This is a genomic window from Microbacterium sp. CnD16-F, assembly GCF_024124465.1.
GTDB lineage: Bacteria > Actinomycetota > Actinomycetes > Actinomycetales > Microbacteriaceae > Microbacterium > Microbacterium gawkjiense.
Map to the genome: position 1 here is coordinate 39,217 of NZ_JAMXSA010000005.1, position 15,186 is coordinate 54,402.

Genomic DNA, 15,186 nt, shown 5'->3' on the forward strand with positions numbered 1-15,186 from the left:
GCCTTCAGAGCTTGGACGAGCTTCGGGCGTCGGGGAGATGGAACCCCGCCGCGAGCAGAACATGCGACTCAAGCGGGAGCGGATCTTTGGCGTCGCGTCTGATTTCTTGCGCGCGCGGGGATTCTCCGCGGTGACGACGCAGGAGGTGTCCGCGGCGGCCGGAGTCGCGGCGGGCACACTCTTCCGCTACGCCGCGACGAAGAGTGAGTTGCTGCTCATGGTCTACAACGAGGCACTCCGGTCGTCGATAGCTGACGGCGCCGCGCGTGCGGCGTTGATGGCGGATCCTGCCGATGCGGTATTCACTCGCCTGCGCCCGCTCGTCGCCGCCGCTGCCCGAGAGCCGGAGAACAGTGCTGCGTACCAGCGCGAGCTGCTGTTCGGCCCTCATGAGGCGAAGTTCCGGGCCGAGGGCATGGCTTTGATCCTCGCGCTCGAGGCATCGCTGTCTGACACGTTGCGCCGTGCCGCGCCGACCCTCAGCGACGGGGAGGCACGGGTCGCAGGGTCGGCGCTGTTCGCCGTCACTCACCTCGCGATCGCCCGGATGACGGCTTCCGGCATCCCCGAGGCTGACGCGATCGACGACCTCAGACGTCAGGTCACCCACATCGTGACCGGCGCGCTGCAACACACCCCGGCGGCCCAATCGGCCGCGCGAGAAGAAATGAAGGAGACAGAACAATGAGCAACATCACACATGTGACCGTCCTGGGGACAGGGGTCCTCGGTAGCCAGATCGCATTTCAGACCGCCTTCAGCGGCTTCCAGGTCGTCGCGTATGACATCAGCGACGACGTGATCGCGGCAGCCAAGGCGCGTTTCGATGCTCTCGTCACCGCCTACAAGGAGGACGGAGTCGCAGGAGCGTCCGAGGGAAAGGCCGACGAGGCGCTGAGCCGCGTCCGCTTCTCCTCCGACCTCGCCGAGGCGGTCGCGGACGCGGATCTGGTCATCGAGGCGATCCCCGAGGTGCTGTCCATCAAGCAGGACACCTACCGCAAGCTCGGCGAGCTCGCACCTGAGAAGACCATCTTCGCGACCAACTCGTCGACACTCCTGCCCAGCGACCTCAAAGACTCCACCGGACGCCCCGCCAAGTTCCTCGCGCTGCACTTCGCGAACCGGATCTGGAAGTTCAATACCGCCGAGGTGATGGGCACCGCCGACACCGATCCGGCCGTCTTCGACGAGGTCGTGGCCTTCGCAGGCGACATCGGCATGGTTCCGATTCCCGTGCACAAGGAGAAGTCCGGCTATGTGCTCAACTCGCTGCTGGTGCCGTTCCTCAACGCCGGGTTCACACTCGCCGCGGGCGGATACGCCGAACCAAAGGACATCGACAACGTGTGGCGGATCGGCACGGGAGCGCCGATGGGCCCCTTCCAGATCACCGACATCATCGGCCTGACTACGCCGTACAACATCCTCGCCCACGGCGGAGAGAAGGATCAGACGCTCGCGGCCTGGCTCAAGAGCGAGTACATCGACCACGGCAAGCTCGGCGTCGCCACCGGCGAGGGCTTCTATACCTACAACTGACCCCCCAGCCGCAGCAGAACGAGCACTCCACGAGAGGACGTCGGAGCCCGACCCATCACCTCACCCTTGGTGTCCGGCACACCGGGTCAGACTCCGGTCGATGTCGTCACCTCCGTGGCGGTACCCGTGCACTGCGCGAGCCGGTCGGGTGAGGGTTTGCCCCATTCCGCACCGACGACCGCGTCCGCATCCGCGGACAGCAACGCGTTGATCATCGTCTGCAACAGGGAGCGCATCAGATCAGGCGACGCGTCGGTCAAGGCTTCAGCGAGCACGCTCGCAGGGTCGACAATATGAGGAGCGGTCATCGTGATGATGCCTTTCGAGTGGAGGTAGGAGACTTCTCGAAGGATCACACGGTGACCGCGCCTACGTCGCGAACGACGAGCCGGGCACGCCACGCCACGCCACGCCACGCCACGCCACGCCACGCCACGCCACGCCACGAGGCACTATTACCTCATCGCGGTGGGGTAACTTCGCACGATCGAGAGAATCCTGACCCATCGCAACGATGCGGCGCACGGGTGGTTCGAACGAGTGTCGCGTGAGGACGCCACCTGGACTCTGCACGAGGCGCGGAGGTTGGCTCGAGACCTCGTGAGAGCAACGTAGTATCCGCTACGGCCGCTTCGGCCCGCACCCACGGCCCCCACTTGCCGGCACTGCGCGTCTAGGGATCCAGGTTCACGACGAGGCACCGCTGCCGGGCAGTACCCGGAACGGGATGCACAGTCGAACGCCGCGCGGGGGCGAGGCCGATAGTCCTGCTATCCCTCTTGAGTATCTCTAGGTGGTCTCGCGTACGACGAGGTGCGCGTCGGTCTCTGGGCCGGCGTGCGGCGGAGCGGATCCGGTCGCGGCGCTCAGAGCAAGTTCGGCGAGGAATCGGCCGAGGCCCGCATTGTCGACGCGCACTGTCGATAGTGCGGGGACGAGGAGACGCGCGAGCGGGGTGTCGTCGTGGACGACGATCGCCAGCTGTTCGGGAACGGCGATGTCTGACCGGAGCGCGGCGCCCAGGAGGAGTGCAGCAATGTCGTCGTTGTAGGCCACCACGCCGTCGACGCCTTGGTCTATCCATTCGCGCAGCAGTTCCAGCGCGTTCATCTCGCTGAAGGTGGCATCAGCAACGAACCCGGAGCCGGTCTGGTTCGACAGTATCTTCCGCGCGAGTTCGCGCCGCTGTGCGACGAGGTCCGCGACGCGGGGATCAGGGGACGCTGCGAAGGCGAGCTGTCGACACCCTCGCTCGAGGAGGTGGTTGACCTGCAGGCGTGGCCCGTCCGCGGATCCGAGATCCCCGACGGCGCCATCCTCGCCTGCGGGTACTGGCGGAATGATCTGCTGCACACCGCTGCCACGGATCTCGGCGAGCTGTTCTCGAGTGAATGGCGCCATGCCCATCACGACGTCCGGACGGAGGGTCTCCCACAGCGGCCGGGCCTGCCCGCCCGGGTGCGGCGTCGTGGTGACGAGCGAGTAGCCGGCCTCATCCAGCGCGAGAGACGCCTCGTCGAGGTGAGAGCGCATGCTGTAGTCCGTTCTCGCCTGGACCTGTGCCGGTGAGATGTGCCCTGGGCGCCAAGCGTTGCACAGGACACCCCGATCGGGCGAGAGCGGTCAGAGCTGGTCCAGGATGAACTGCACCCGCTCCTCGGCGCTGAGGACCGGAACCCGCACGACCGCGAAGGGCAGCGCTTCGTACACCTGGGTCAGCAGTTCGTGGATGCGCTGCTGGGCGGCGGTGTCCTCGGTGCGGGCGTAGTCCGCGGCCAGGGGCAGCAGGTCGAGGATGAACGTCTTGCGGTAGTCGACGTGCTCGAGCGCGGTGAGCAGAGCGGGGTCGGGCTCGAGATCGAGGAAGCGGTAGTAGGCGAGGGAGTCGGGGACGGCCCGGTCGAGGAACACGGTGGCGTCCGGGTCGAGGGCAGCTTCCTCCGCGAGCTGCATGTCCAGGACGCCGCGCTGGAACTGCCGCTGCTTCGCCCGGACCTCCTCGACGGTGCGGCCGGCGATGCGCTGCAGGTCGAGATAGTGCCGGGCATGCTCGATGGTGGTGGTGTAGCCGCGGTCCCGCAGCAGGTTCACGGTGGTGGTCTTGCCCGAGCTGGGCCCGCCGGTGATGACGTACCAGTTGGTCACGTTCGCCCTTTCGCTCTGCCCGCTCCGGGAATATCCTCTTCACGAAGTACCTTATACCGCTAGAGGGTATACGATCGACGTCGGAGGTGGCTGAGATGGCACACGGATACGTGGATGACAAGCAGGCGCTGCTGGCGCGGTTGCGTCGGGCGGAGGGGCAGGTGCGCGGGATCGCGCGGATGGTCGACGAGGACGCGTACTGCATCGACATCCTGACCCAGGTCTCGGCGGCGACGAAGGCGCTGGAGTCGGTCGCGCTGACGCTGCTGGAGGACCATCTCGGGCATTGCGTCGCGCAGGCGACCGCGCAGGGCGGCTCGGTCGCGGAGGAGAAGCTCCGCGAGGCGAACGCCGCGATCGCGCGGCTGGTCCGCTCCTAGAACGTTCACACCACACGCATCGACACGCTCACGAAAGGAGCACAACATGACCGGACAAGGATTCCAGGACCTCGGCCTGCAGGCGACGAACGGCGGTGGCTGCGCCTGTTGCGCCCCCACCTCCCACGCCGCCACGGCCAGCACCACCGCCTCCGCGACGGCGCAACCGGCATCGGGCGAGGTGTCGGCGCAATTCCTGGTGGAGGGGATGACGTGCTCGCACTGCGTGCGCAGTGTCACCGAGGAGGTCTCCGCGATCGACGGGGTCTCCGGCGTCGAGGTCGACCTGCACGCCGGCGGCGTGTCCACGGTGACCGTGTCCAGCACCGCCCCGGTGGACGCGGAGCGAGTGCGGGAGGCGGTCGAGGAGGCCGGGTACAGCCTCGCCGCAGCATCATGAGCACGCTGGACGTCGATCTCGACATCACCGGGATGACCTGCGCGTCGTGCGCGACGCGGGTCGAGCGGAAGCTGAACAAGCTGCCCGGGGTGGAGGCGACGGTCAACTTCGCCACCGAGAAGGCCCGCGTGCACTCGGAGGCCCCGGTGCCGGTGGAGGAGCTGATCGCGGCGGTCGAGCAGGCGGGGTACGGAGCGAGCCTCCCAGCCCCGCCTGTGCCCGACACGGCTGAGCAGACCATCCCGCGGGACGATGAGCTGGCGTCGCTGCGGCAGCGGCTGATCGTCTCGGCGGTGCTGGCGGTGCCGGTCGCGGTGCTGTCGATGATCCCCGCCCTGCAGTTCACCTACTGGCAGTGGCTCACGCTCACCCTGGCCGCGCCGGTGGTGGTGTGGGGGGCGTGGCCGTTCCACCGCGCCGCGGCGATCAACGCCCGGCACGGGGCGGCGACGATGGACACCCTGATCAGCGTCGGGGTGCTGGCCGCGTTCGGCTGGTCGCTGTACGCGCTGTTCTTCGGCGGCGCCGGGATGCCGGGAATGCGGATGAGCGTCACCTTCTTCGGCACCCCGCAGTCCGGCGGTCATGAGGTGTACCTGGAGGTCGCCGCGCTGGTGACCGTGTTCATCCTCCTCGGCCGCTACCTCGAGGTTCGTGCCAAGCGGCAGTCCGGCGAGGCCCTGCGCGCCCTGCTGGAGCTCGGCGCCAAGGACGCAGTGATCCTCCGCGAAGGCACTGAGCAGCGCGTCCCCGTCGCACAGCTCGTTCCGGGTGATGTCGTGGTGGTGCGGCCGGGTGAGAAGATCCCCGCCGACGGCCTCGTCACCGAGGGAATGTCCGCGGTGGACGAGTCGATGCTGACCGGCGAGTCCGTGCCGGTCGAAGTCGCCCCCGGCTCCCGCGTGATCGGCGCGACTGTGAACACCGGCGGGCGCCTGCTCGTGCAGATCACCCGCGTCGGCGCCGACACCGAGCTGGCCCGGATGGCGCGGCTGGTCGAGGAGGCGCAGACCGGCAAGGCCCAGGTGCAGCGCCTCGCCGACCGGGTGTCGGCCGTCTTCGTCCCCATCGTCATTGTCCTCGCCCTGGCCGCGTTCGCCGGGTGGCTGATCGCGGGGGCGCCCTTGGAGGTCGCCTTCACCGCCGCGGTGACCACCCTGATCATCGCCTGCCCGTGCGCGCTGGGGCTGGCGACGCCGACCGCTCTGCTGGTCGGCACCGGCCGCGGCGCCCAGCTGGGCATCCTCATCCGCGGACCCCAGGTGCTGGAGCAGACCCGCCGCATCGACACCGTCGTCCTCGACAAGACCGGCACCATCACGGCCGGCACCATGACCGTCACCGGCGTCCACCCCGCACCCGGCGCCGACCGAGCCGAGCTGATCCGGGTCGCCGCGGCGCTCGAGCACGGCTCTGAGCACCCCATCGGCCGCGCGATCACCGCCGCCGCGGATGGCCCGGTGGATGCGGTGGAGTCGTTCGCCGCCGAGTCAGGGCAGGGCGTGCAGGGCATCGTCGACGGCCGCATGGTCGCCGCCGGCCGCGCCACCTGGATCACCGGGCAATGGGCGATCGCGATCCCCGACGATCTCGCCGGGACGATCGCGGCCGACGAGGCCGCGGGCGCGACCGTGACCGTGGTGGCGTGGGACGGGCAGGCGCGCGGCGCGATCAGCGTCGCCGACACCATCAAGCCCACCAGCAGTGAGGCGATCGCCCGGCTGCGGCAGCTCGGGCTGACCCCGATCCTGCTCACCGGCGACAACCCCGGCGCCGCCCGCACCATCGCCGACGACGCCGGCATCGACGACGTCCGCGCCGGAGTCACCCCGCAGGGCAAGCTCGACACAATCCGGGAGCTGCAGGCATCCGGCCGGGTGGTCGCGATGGTGGGCGACGGCGTGAACGACGCCGCCGCCCTCGCCCAAGCGGACCTCGGCATCGCGATGGGCACCGGCACCGACGCGGCCATCACCGCCGCGGACCTGACCATCGTCTCTGGCGACCTGCTCCTGGTCCCGGACGCGATCCGGCTCGCCCGCCGCACCCTGGGCACCATCAAGGGCAACCTGTTCTGGGCGTTCGCGTACAACGTCGCCGCGATCCCGGTCGCGATGCTCGCCCTGCTCAACCCCATCCTCGCCGCCGCCGCGATGGCGTTCAGCAGCGTGTTCGTGGTCACCAACAGCCTCCGACTGCGCCGCTTCCGCCACCTGCCCGCCCCGACGCCCACCGTCCCGACGCCCCGCCGCGACACCACCCCCGTCCACGCCTGACACCCACGCAAGGAGACCGCCATGACGCACGACCGCGACCACACCGGCCACGACGCCGCCGCGCACGATCACGGGTCCCACGAGCATCATCACCACGAGCCCCCGGCCGGAGCGACCAACCTCGTCACCTGCCCGGTCATGCCCGGCAACCAGGTCGACCCGGCATGGGCCGAGAAGCGCGGCCTGTTCCGCGACTACGAAGGCACCCGGTACTGGTTCTGCTGCCCCGAGTGCGGGCCGCTGTTTGACGCCGACCCCGCCCGCTACGCCAACGCCGCCTGACCCACGACGGCAGGGAAAGGGGGCGCGGGATGGATACAGCGGTCGGGCTGGTGCAGGCCTACCTGCGGGTGAACGGGTACTTCACCGTCGCCGAGTACCCGGTGCTGGACGCGACCGGTCCGGACGGGCCGCGCACCGTCACCGACCTGGACATCCTCGCGATCCGACTGCACCACATCCGCGGCGACGACCCCGACCCGGCCCTCGGCGCCCGCCCCGGGGCGCCGGACATGATCGTCGGCGAGGTCAAGGAGGGCGCCCCGAAGCTGAACCCCGCGATGCGCGACCCCGCGGTGCTGGAGGCCGCGTTCGCCCGGTTCGGCTGCTGCACCCCCGCCGACGCGCCCACGCTCGTCCAGGAGCTGCTGACGGCCGGGCAGGTCCTCGCCCCGGAGGGCCACCTGATCCGCACGGTCGCGTTCGGCAACACCGCCCGCCCCAATCTGTCCCGCTCCTGGCACACCGTCCCCCTCGAGCACATCCTCGACTACCTCCGCGATCACCTCGCCCGCAACTGGGCCGTCGTCGGTCGCACCCAGATCAAGGACGACACCCTCGGGCTGCTGGCTCTGATGGAGAAGGCCCACCGCGCCGGAACGGGCCGCCGATGAGCCGGCTGCCGCGCACCGGTCCCCATCCGGGACCATCGCCCCTGGCCAGGCATCGGTCGGGCGACCAGCCTGGGCAGGACCGCCGTGCGCCCGATCGGCGCCGGTGGGGATCCAGGCACACCAGGGTACGCTGGACGCGGGAAGGAGGTCGGCGGTGAACCACATCCGAACCCTGGTGCACGCCCCATCCGGGCTGCACCGGCTGCTGCTGACCTTCGCGACCGCGCTCCTGCTGATCGCCGGCCTGCTGGCCATGCACACCCCCACCGGCACGCTCACCAGCGGGCACGCCGACACCCCCGCAGCGGCCTCCGAAGCCGCCCATGCCGCGCCTGCCTCTGACCTGGGCGGCACCGTCGCGACCGGGAGCATGCTCGAGGACACCATCGGGACAGGCCCCGAGGCTTCGGGCGGGCACTGTGAGGGCGACTGCGACGGCTCGGGCGGAATGCCGGACCATTCGATGCTGATGATGGCGTGCGTGCTGGCGCTGTTGGCCGCCACCATCGTGCTGCTCGCCCCGGCGCTGCTGGCCCGCCTGCGCACCGCCCTCGGCCTGCTGCGCCTGCACGGGCGGAATGTGCTCACCGCGTTACCGCACCCCCGACCACCTTCCCTCATCGTCCTGTCGATCAGTCGAACCTGATCCCCCGCCCTCCCGTCACCGCTGTGCCGGGAGATGCTGCGCCGTGCCCGCATACGGCACGGGAATCGACTCACCATTCGACCGACTAGACAAGGACACCCACCCGTGCGCATCCGCATTCTCGCGCTGAGCACCGGCGCGCTCGCCGCTGCGCTCGTGCTCGTCGGCTGCGCCCCCACCGACGGATCCATGCCCGGGATGGACCACGGCCCCGGCGGCATGACCAGCAGCACCCCCGCCCCCTCCGGGCAGGCATCGTTCAACTCCGCTGACGAGATGTTCGTCACGATGATGATCCCGCACCACGAACAGGCCATCGAGATGGCCGATCAGATTCTGGCCGAGGACGGCATCGACGAGCGGGTCGTGACCCTCGCCGAGCAGATCAAAGCCGCCCAAGGCCCCGAGATCCAGACCATGAAGGGCTGGCTCGAGGACTGGGGAATCCCCTACGACGACTCCATGTCCGACATGGGCGGCATGGACCACGGCGACGGGATGATGTCCGACGACGACATGGCCGCCCTGGACGCCGCCACCGGGGTCGAGGCGACCCGGCTGTTCCTCGAGGGCATGATCGGCCACCACCAGGGCGCCGTCACGATGGCCCAGATGGTGCTGGACAACGGGGAGAACCCGGACGTGGCCGCGCTCGCCCAGCAGATCATCGACGGACAGACCGCCGAGATCACCACCATGCAGGACATCCTCGCCACCCTCTGACCCGAACCCCTCGGGCGGGGCCGACCACCCCTGACCTGGCCCCGCCCGAGGCCCGGCGATCCGCCCGGCGCATCCGTCCTGACCGACAGCGTCGACCCGTCGAAAGGCCCGTCATGACTTCCCGGACTCTGGCCGCGTGCTTCGTGGGCATCATCCTCGCCCTGATCATCCTGTCCGCGGCGACCATTCTCTTCATCCAGGCGATCGCATGAGCAGCAACGCCACCACGATCACGGCCGCTGCCGTCGCCGCTGCTGCGGGCCTGCTGCTGACCGGCTGCACCTCCACGCCGACCGCCACCTCGGCACCCGCCCCGGATACCGGTCTCGGTCATGTGCACGGCATCGTCGACCTCGGCGGGAGCACCGTGCTGCTGGGCGCCCACGCAGGCCTCTACACCCTCACCGACACCGGCGACCTCTCCGGCCCCCTGGGAGGCGCGGACTTCGACGCGATGGGCCTGACCGCCGACGGCGACGTCCTCTACGCCTCCGGGCACCCGGGACCGAACACCCCGGCGGAGCTCGGCGAGCACAACCTGGGACTCATCCGAAGCACCGACGCCGGGACCACCTGGGAGCCGGTCGCGTTCACCGGGCAGGAGGACTTCCACGTCCTCACCGCCGGAGACGGTGCGATCCACGGGATCGGGTCCAGCTCGATCACCATCCGCACCAGTACCGACGGCGGGACCACCTGGATCGACGGCGCCGAGCTCCCCGCCGCCGACCTGACCGTCACCACCGACGGCACCCTCTACGCCGCGACGCGGCAGGGCCTGCAGGAGAGCCGGGATGCGGGCGCCACCTTCGACCTCGTCGCGGATGCGCCGCCGCTCTACCTGGTGGAGGCGGACTCCACGGGCGGGCTGGTCGGCGTCGACACCGACGGCACCCTCTGGCGACTCACCGGCACCGGATCCTGGGACAGCGTCGGTGCCGCCACGGGCACCGTCCAGGCGCTCGGGAACGCAGATGGGGCGGTCGTGCTCGTCGACGACCGCGGCATCGTCTGGATCCACGGCACCGAGACCACCGTCGTCCTCCCGGCGGGGACCGCACAATGACCACTATCGTCATGACCACATTCGGCGGTCTCGGCCGCGAACCTCGAGGAGACCGACCATGAGCACCGCACCGGCCCGCTGGGCATACCGCACCACCGCCGTCACCCCGGAACGACTGGAGGAGGTGGATGCGTGGTGGCGGGCGGCGAACTACCTGAGCATCGGGCAGATCTACCTGCTCGACAACCCGCTGCTGCGCGACCCGCTCACCGCGGAGCACATCAAGCCTCGACTACTGGGGCACTGGGGCACCACCCCGGGCCTGAACTTCCTGTACGCCCACCTCAACCGGGCGATCACCGACCGGGATCTGAACACCCTGTACGTGACCGGGCCGGGGCACGGCGGGCCGGGCATGGTCGCCAACGCCTACCTGGACGGCACCTACACGGAGCTGTACCCGCGGATCGACCGCACCGAGGAGGGGCTCAAGGCGCTGTTCCGGCAGTTCTCCTTCCCCGGCGGCATCCCCTCGCACGCGTCCCCGGACACGCCCGGGTCGATCAACGAGGGCGGCGAGCTCGGCTATTCCCTCGTCCACGCCTACGGCGCCGCGTTCGACAACCCGGACCTGCTGGTCGCGTGCGTGATCGGCGACGGGGAGGCCGAGACCGGGCCGCTGGCGACCGCGTGGCACGGCAACAAGTTCCTCAACCCAGCCGCGGACGGGGTGGTGCTACCGATCCTGCACCTGAACGGGTACAAGATCGCCAACCCGACGGTGCTGTCCCGCATCCCCGAGGACGAGCTGGTCGCGCTGCTGCGCGGCTACGGCCACGAGCCGTTCGTGGTCACCGTCGGCTTCGACGGCGAGGACCCGCGGGAGTCCCACGCCCGGTTCGCCGGCGTGCTGGACGAGGTGCTGGACCGGATCGCGGACATCAAGACCGCCGCGGCGGCCGGCACGCTGGAAGGCCGGCCGGCGTGGCCAGCGATCGTGCTGCGCAGCCCGAAAGGCTGGACCTGCCCGCCGGTGATCGACGGGCTCCCCGTGGAGGGCACCTGGCGGTCCCACCAGGTGCCGCTCGCCGAGGTCCGCGACACCCCCGAGCACCTGCAGCTCCTCCAGGACTGGCTGGCCTCCTACCGGCCCGACGAGCTCTTCGACGCCGACGGCGCCCCGTTCCCCGCCACGGTCGCCGCCGCCCCGGCCGGAGCGCGGCGGATGAGCGCTAACCCGGTCGCGAACGGCGGGCAGCTGACCGTCCCGCTGCGCCTGGGCGACTTCCGCGACCACGCCCACCCGGTCGACCCCGAGGCGCGAGGCACGGGAACGGCGGAGGCGACCCGGATGCTCGGCGAATGGCTCGCCGACGTGATCCGGCACAACCCGGACAACTTCCGCATCTTCGGCCCCGACGAGACCGCCTCCAACCGGCTCGCCCCGCCCGTGTTCGAGGCCACCGGCAAGCAGTGGAACGCGACCGTGCTGCCGGTGGACGAGCATCTGGCGCCGACCGGGCGGGTGATGGAGGTGCTCAGCGAGCACCAGTGCCAGGGCTGGCTCGAAGGGTACGTCCTCACCGGCCGGCACGGCCTGTTCAACTGCTACGAGGCGTTCACGCACATCGTCGACTCGATGTTCAACCAGCACGCCAAATGGCTCGAAGCCGCCAGCGAGGTGCCCTGGCGGGAACCGGTGCCGAGCTTCAACTACCTGCTCTCCAGCCACGTCTGGCGGCAGGACCACAACGGGTTCAGCCACCAGGACCCCGGGTTCATCGACCTCGCCCTGAACAAGAGCCCCGACATCGTCCGCGTCTACCTCCCGTTCGACGCGAACACGCTGCTGTCCACCTACGACCACTGCCTGCGCTCCACCGGCTACATCAACGTCGTCGTCGCCGGAAAGCAGCCCGCCCCGCAGTGGCTCACCATGGACGAGGCGATCGAGCACTGCACCCGGGGCCTGGGCATCCTGCCCTGGGCCGGCACCGAGACCGAGGGCGCCGAGCCGGACGTGGTGCTCGCCGCCGCCGGCGACGTGCCCACCCTCGAGGTGCTCGCCGCGGCCGCGTTGCTGCGCGAGCACATCCCTGACCTGTCCGTGCGGGTCGTGAACGTGGTCGACCTGACCCGTCTGCAATCCGAGGACCAGCACCCGCACGGCCTGCCGGACCGGGAGTTCGACGCGATCTTCACCCCCGACAAGCCGGTGATCTTCGCCTACCACGGCTACCCGTGGCTGATCCACCGTCTCACCTACAAGCGCGCCGGGCACCAGAACCTGCACGTCCACGGCTTCGTGGAGAAGGGCACCACCACGACCCCGTTCGACATGGTCATGCTCAACGACCTCGACCGATACCGGCTCGCGATCGACGTCCTCGACCACGTCCCGGGCCTTGCCGCGACCCACGCGCAGCTGCGGCAGGAACTCGTCGACGCCCGCCTGCGCGCCCGCGCCCACACCCGCGAGCACGGCACCGACATCCCCGCCGTCGCCGACTGGCGCTGGCCCCACCCCGACACCGACCCGAACCGCCCCTCCACCGCGAAGGAAATCCGATGACCGACACCAAGACCGTGACCCTGCAGGTCAGCGGCATGATCCGCGCGACCTCCAAGAACGTCACCGAAGCCCACCTCGCCCGCCAGCCGGGCGTCCTGTCCGTCGACGCGAACCCGGTCTCCCAGACCGCGACCGTCACCTACGACCCGCAGACCACCTCGGTCGCGCACCTGCAGCAGTGGGTGATCGAATGCGGCTACCACTGCGCCGGGCAGTCCGTCCCGGACCACATCTGCGACCCCGCCCACGAACCCCACGAGCACGCCGACCACCACGACCACGCCGAGCACGATGCCCACGCCGAGCATGACGCGCACGACGGCTATCAGGAGCACGCCGAGCACGAGGGACGCGCGGTCTCCACCGGTCATGACATACCGGCGGGGCACGAGCACCCGCACCCGGCAGCGGACCACGCTGACCACTCCGCAGTGGACGCCGGTGAGCATGCCGGTCACGCTCCGGCCACCGAGGGTGGGCACGATCACGGGGCTCAGCCGGCCGGCCGCAGCGCGCAGGATGTGATGGGCCACGGCGGGCATCACGGCGGCATGTCGATGGACGCGATGATCCGGGACATGCGCAACCGGTTCCTGGTCGCGTTGATCCTGTCGATCCCGATCACCTTGTGGTCCCCGATCGGCCGGGAGGTGCTCGGCTTCGAGGTGCCGGCCCCGTTCGGGCTGCGCGACGACGTGTTCATGCTGATCGTGTCGCTGCCGGTGATCTTCTACTCGGCCTGGATCTTCTTCGACGGCGCCTACCGAGCCCTGCGGGCCCGCACCCTCGACATGATGGTGCTGGTCGCGGTCGGCGTCGGCGCCGGCTGGATCTACAGCCTGATCATCACCCTCACCGGCGGCGGCGAGGTCTTCTACGAGGCGGCGACCGTGCTGGCCACCTTCGTGCTCCTCGGCCACTGGGTCGAGATGCGCGCCAGGGGCGGCGCGAACGACGCCATCCGACGGCTGCTGGAGCTCGCTCCCGCCCGCGCGGTCGTCCTCCGCGACGGCGAGGAGGTCGAAATCCCCACCTCCGAGGTCGTCCCCGGGGACCTCATGCTCATCCGCCCCGGCGCGAAGGTCCCCACCGACGGCGTCGTCGAGGACGGCGAGTCCGAGATCGACGAGTCGATGGTCACTGGCGAGTCCATGCCGGTCGAGAAGGCGCCCGGCTCGGAGGTGATCGGCGCGACCGTGAATACCGTCGGCACCCTCCGGGTGCGCGCCACGAAGGTTGGCGCCGACACGGCGCTGGCGCAGATCGTGAAGCTGGTGCAGGAGGCGCAGAACTCCAAGGCCCCTGGGCAGCGTCTCGCCGACCGGGCCGCGTTCTGGCTCGTCCTGCTCGCCCTCGTCGGAGGCACTCTGACCTTCCTGGTGTGGTTCCTCGCCGGGGCGGATGTGCCGATGGCGATCCTGTTCGCGATCACCGTCGTCGTCATCACCTGCCCCGACGCCCTCGGGCTCGCCACCCCGACCGCGATCATGGTCGGCACCGGCCTGGGCGCCAAGCGTGGTGTCCTGTTCAAGAACGCCACCGGCATCGAGACCGCCGCGCACATCGACACCGTCGTGCTGGACAAGACCGGCACTCTCACCAAGGGCGAGCCCGAGGTCACCGACTACATCCCCATCGGCATGGACGACCTCGAGCTACTCGCCCTCGCCGCCGCGCTCGAGCGGGAGTCGGAGCACCCGCTGGCCAAGGCGATCGTCACATACGCCGAGAGCCGGAACATCCCGCGTCGCACCGCGTCCGCGTTCCGCAACGTCACCGGGCAGGGCGCGATCGCCACCGTCGACGGAAGGCAGGTGGTGCTCGGCAACGCCCGGCTGATGGCAGCGCAGGGCATCGACACCGGCCCGGTCGTCTCGCAGCAGCAGGCCCTCGCAGACGGCGGCCGCACCGCGATCATGTTCGCCGTCGACGGGCAGATCGCCGGCGTGATCGCCCTCGCCGACGCCCCCCGCGACACCGCGAAAGCCGCGATCGACGCACTCCACGAGCAGGGCATCGAGGTGGCGATGCTCACCGGCGACAACAAGCCCACCGCCGAGCGCATCGCCTCGCTGCTGGGCATCGACACCGTGATCGCCGACGTGCTCCCCGAGGACAAGTCCGCCAAGATCGCCGAGCTCCAGGCATCCGGCAAGAAGGTCGCGATGGTCGGCGACGGCGTCAACGACGCCCCCGCCCTCGCCCAGGCGGACCTCGGCATCGCGATCGGCGCCGGCACCGACGTCGCCATCGAGACCGCAGACGTCGTCCTGATGCGCTCCGACCCGCTCGATGTCGCGATCGCGCTGAAGATCGGGAAGGGCACGCTGCGGAAGATGCGGCAGAACCTCGGCTGGGCCATCGGCTACAACGCCGCCGCCCTCCCCATCGCCGCCGGCGTGTTCTACCCCGCGTTCGGGATCATGCTCACCCCCGAGATCGCCGCCATCAGCATGTCCGGCTCCAGCGTGATCGTCGCCGTCAACGCGCTCCTGCTCAAGCGGCTCCGGCTGCCCGCCCAGCAGGCCCCCGCGGCCCCGGCAGAGGCGAGAAGCCTCGCCCCGGCGTCGACGCCCGGCGGCGCCTCATGACCGGACGCGAGG

14 protein-coding genes and 1 pseudogene are annotated in these 15,186 nt (G+C 70.1%); 12 read left to right on the forward strand and 3 right to left on the reverse strand.

Annotated elements, in window-relative coordinates; translation table 11 throughout:
• The first annotated feature begins 37 nt into the window (after window positions 1-37).
• Both NH287_RS02510 and NH287_RS02515 read left to right on the forward strand, forming a co-directional pair.
• The gene (locus NH287_RS02510; RefSeq protein WP_253034353.1) at window positions 38-688 is read left to right on the forward strand and encodes a TetR family transcriptional regulator; all 651 of its coding nucleotides are present in this window, start codon (window positions 38-40) and stop codon (window positions 686-688) included.
• Window positions 685-1,542 carry a 3-hydroxyacyl-CoA dehydrogenase gene (locus NH287_RS02515; protein WP_253034354.1) on the forward strand — a complete coding sequence of 286 codons (858 nt, stop codon included), beginning with the start codon at window positions 685-687 and terminating at the stop codon, window positions 1,540-1,542. Before NH287_RS02510 ends, NH287_RS02515 begins: the two co-directional genes overlap by 4 nt.
• A 114-nt stretch (window positions 1,543-1,656) precedes the next feature.
• Here the strand turns inward: NH287_RS02515 and NH287_RS02520 are convergent.
• The 3 genes and pseudogenes from NH287_RS02520 to NH287_RS02530 all read right to left on the reverse strand — a co-directional run.
• Window positions 1,657-1,850 (reverse strand): annotated as a pseudogene (locus NH287_RS02520) (transposase); the annotation flags it as partial.
• A gap of 481 nt (window positions 1,851-2,331) precedes the next feature.
• Window positions 2,332-3,075: a substrate-binding domain-containing protein gene (locus tag NH287_RS02525; RefSeq protein WP_253034355.1), complete on the reverse strand. Its 744-nt coding sequence runs from the start codon at window positions 3,073-3,075 to the stop codon at window positions 2,332-2,334.
• 90 nt (window positions 3,076-3,165) lie between these two features.
• Window positions 3,166-3,687 (reverse strand): ATP-binding protein, encoded by a 522-nt coding sequence (locus NH287_RS02530; protein ID WP_253034356.1) that lies wholly within the window; start codon window positions 3,685-3,687, stop codon window positions 3,166-3,168.
• A gap of 95 nt (window positions 3,688-3,782) precedes the next feature.
• Between NH287_RS02530 and NH287_RS02535 the strand changes: the two genes are divergently transcribed.
• The 10 genes from NH287_RS02535 (at window position 3,783) to NH287_RS02580 (ending at window position 15,174) form a co-directional block, all read left to right on the forward strand.
• Entirely contained in the window at window positions 3,783-4,067 is a 285-nt protein-coding gene (locus tag NH287_RS02535) for a metal-sensitive transcriptional regulator (protein ID WP_253034357.1), read from the forward strand.
• A 46-nt stretch (window positions 4,068-4,113) separates the two neighbouring features.
• Window positions 4,114-4,467, forward strand: coding sequence for a heavy-metal-associated domain-containing protein (locus tag NH287_RS02540; protein ID WP_253034358.1), 354 nt, complete (start codon window positions 4,114-4,116; stop codon window positions 4,465-4,467).
• On the forward strand, window positions 4,464-6,743 hold the full coding sequence (locus NH287_RS02545) for a cation-translocating P-type ATPase (protein ID WP_253034359.1): 2,280 nt from the start codon (window positions 4,464-4,466) through the stop codon (window positions 6,741-6,743). Before NH287_RS02540 ends, NH287_RS02545 begins: the two co-directional genes overlap by 4 nt.
• A gap of 21 nt (window positions 6,744-6,764) precedes the next feature.
• Window positions 6,765-7,025 carry a YHS domain-containing protein gene (locus tag NH287_RS02550; protein ID WP_042378564.1) on the forward strand — a complete coding sequence of 87 codons (261 nt, stop codon included), beginning with the start codon at window positions 6,765-6,767 and terminating at the stop codon, window positions 7,023-7,025.
• 29 nt (window positions 7,026-7,054) lie between these two features.
• The gene (locus NH287_RS02555) at window positions 7,055-7,636 is read left to right on the forward strand and encodes a hypothetical protein (RefSeq protein ID WP_253034360.1); all 582 of its coding nucleotides are present in this window, start codon (window positions 7,055-7,057) and stop codon (window positions 7,634-7,636) included.
• 154 nt (window positions 7,637-7,790) lie between these two features.
• Window positions 7,791-8,282: a DUF6153 family protein gene (locus NH287_RS02560; RefSeq protein ID WP_253034361.1), complete on the forward strand. Its 492-nt coding sequence runs from the start codon at window positions 7,791-7,793 to the stop codon at window positions 8,280-8,282.
• A 105-nt stretch (window positions 8,283-8,387) separates the two neighbouring features.
• Window positions 8,388-9,005, forward strand: coding sequence for a DUF305 domain-containing protein (locus NH287_RS02565; RefSeq protein WP_253034362.1), 618 nt, complete (start codon window positions 8,388-8,390; stop codon window positions 9,003-9,005).
• Window positions 9,006-9,213: 208 nt separating this feature from the next.
• A complete protein-coding gene (locus NH287_RS02570; RefSeq protein WP_253034363.1) occupies window positions 9,214-10,071 on the forward strand; it encodes a F510_1955 family glycosylhydrolase in 858 nt (285 codons plus the stop codon).
• Window positions 10,072-10,129: 58 nt separating this feature from the next.
• On the forward strand, window positions 10,130-12,583 hold the full coding sequence (locus tag NH287_RS02575) for a phosphoketolase (protein ID WP_042378557.1): 2,454 nt from the start codon (window positions 10,130-10,132) through the stop codon (window positions 12,581-12,583).
• Complete coding sequence (locus NH287_RS02580) at window positions 12,580-15,174, forward strand: cation-translocating P-type ATPase (protein WP_253034364.1); 2,595 nt, start codon at window positions 12,580-12,582, stop codon at window positions 15,172-15,174. Before NH287_RS02575 ends, NH287_RS02580 begins: the two co-directional genes overlap by 4 nt.
• Window positions 15,175-15,186: the final 12 nt, after the last annotated feature.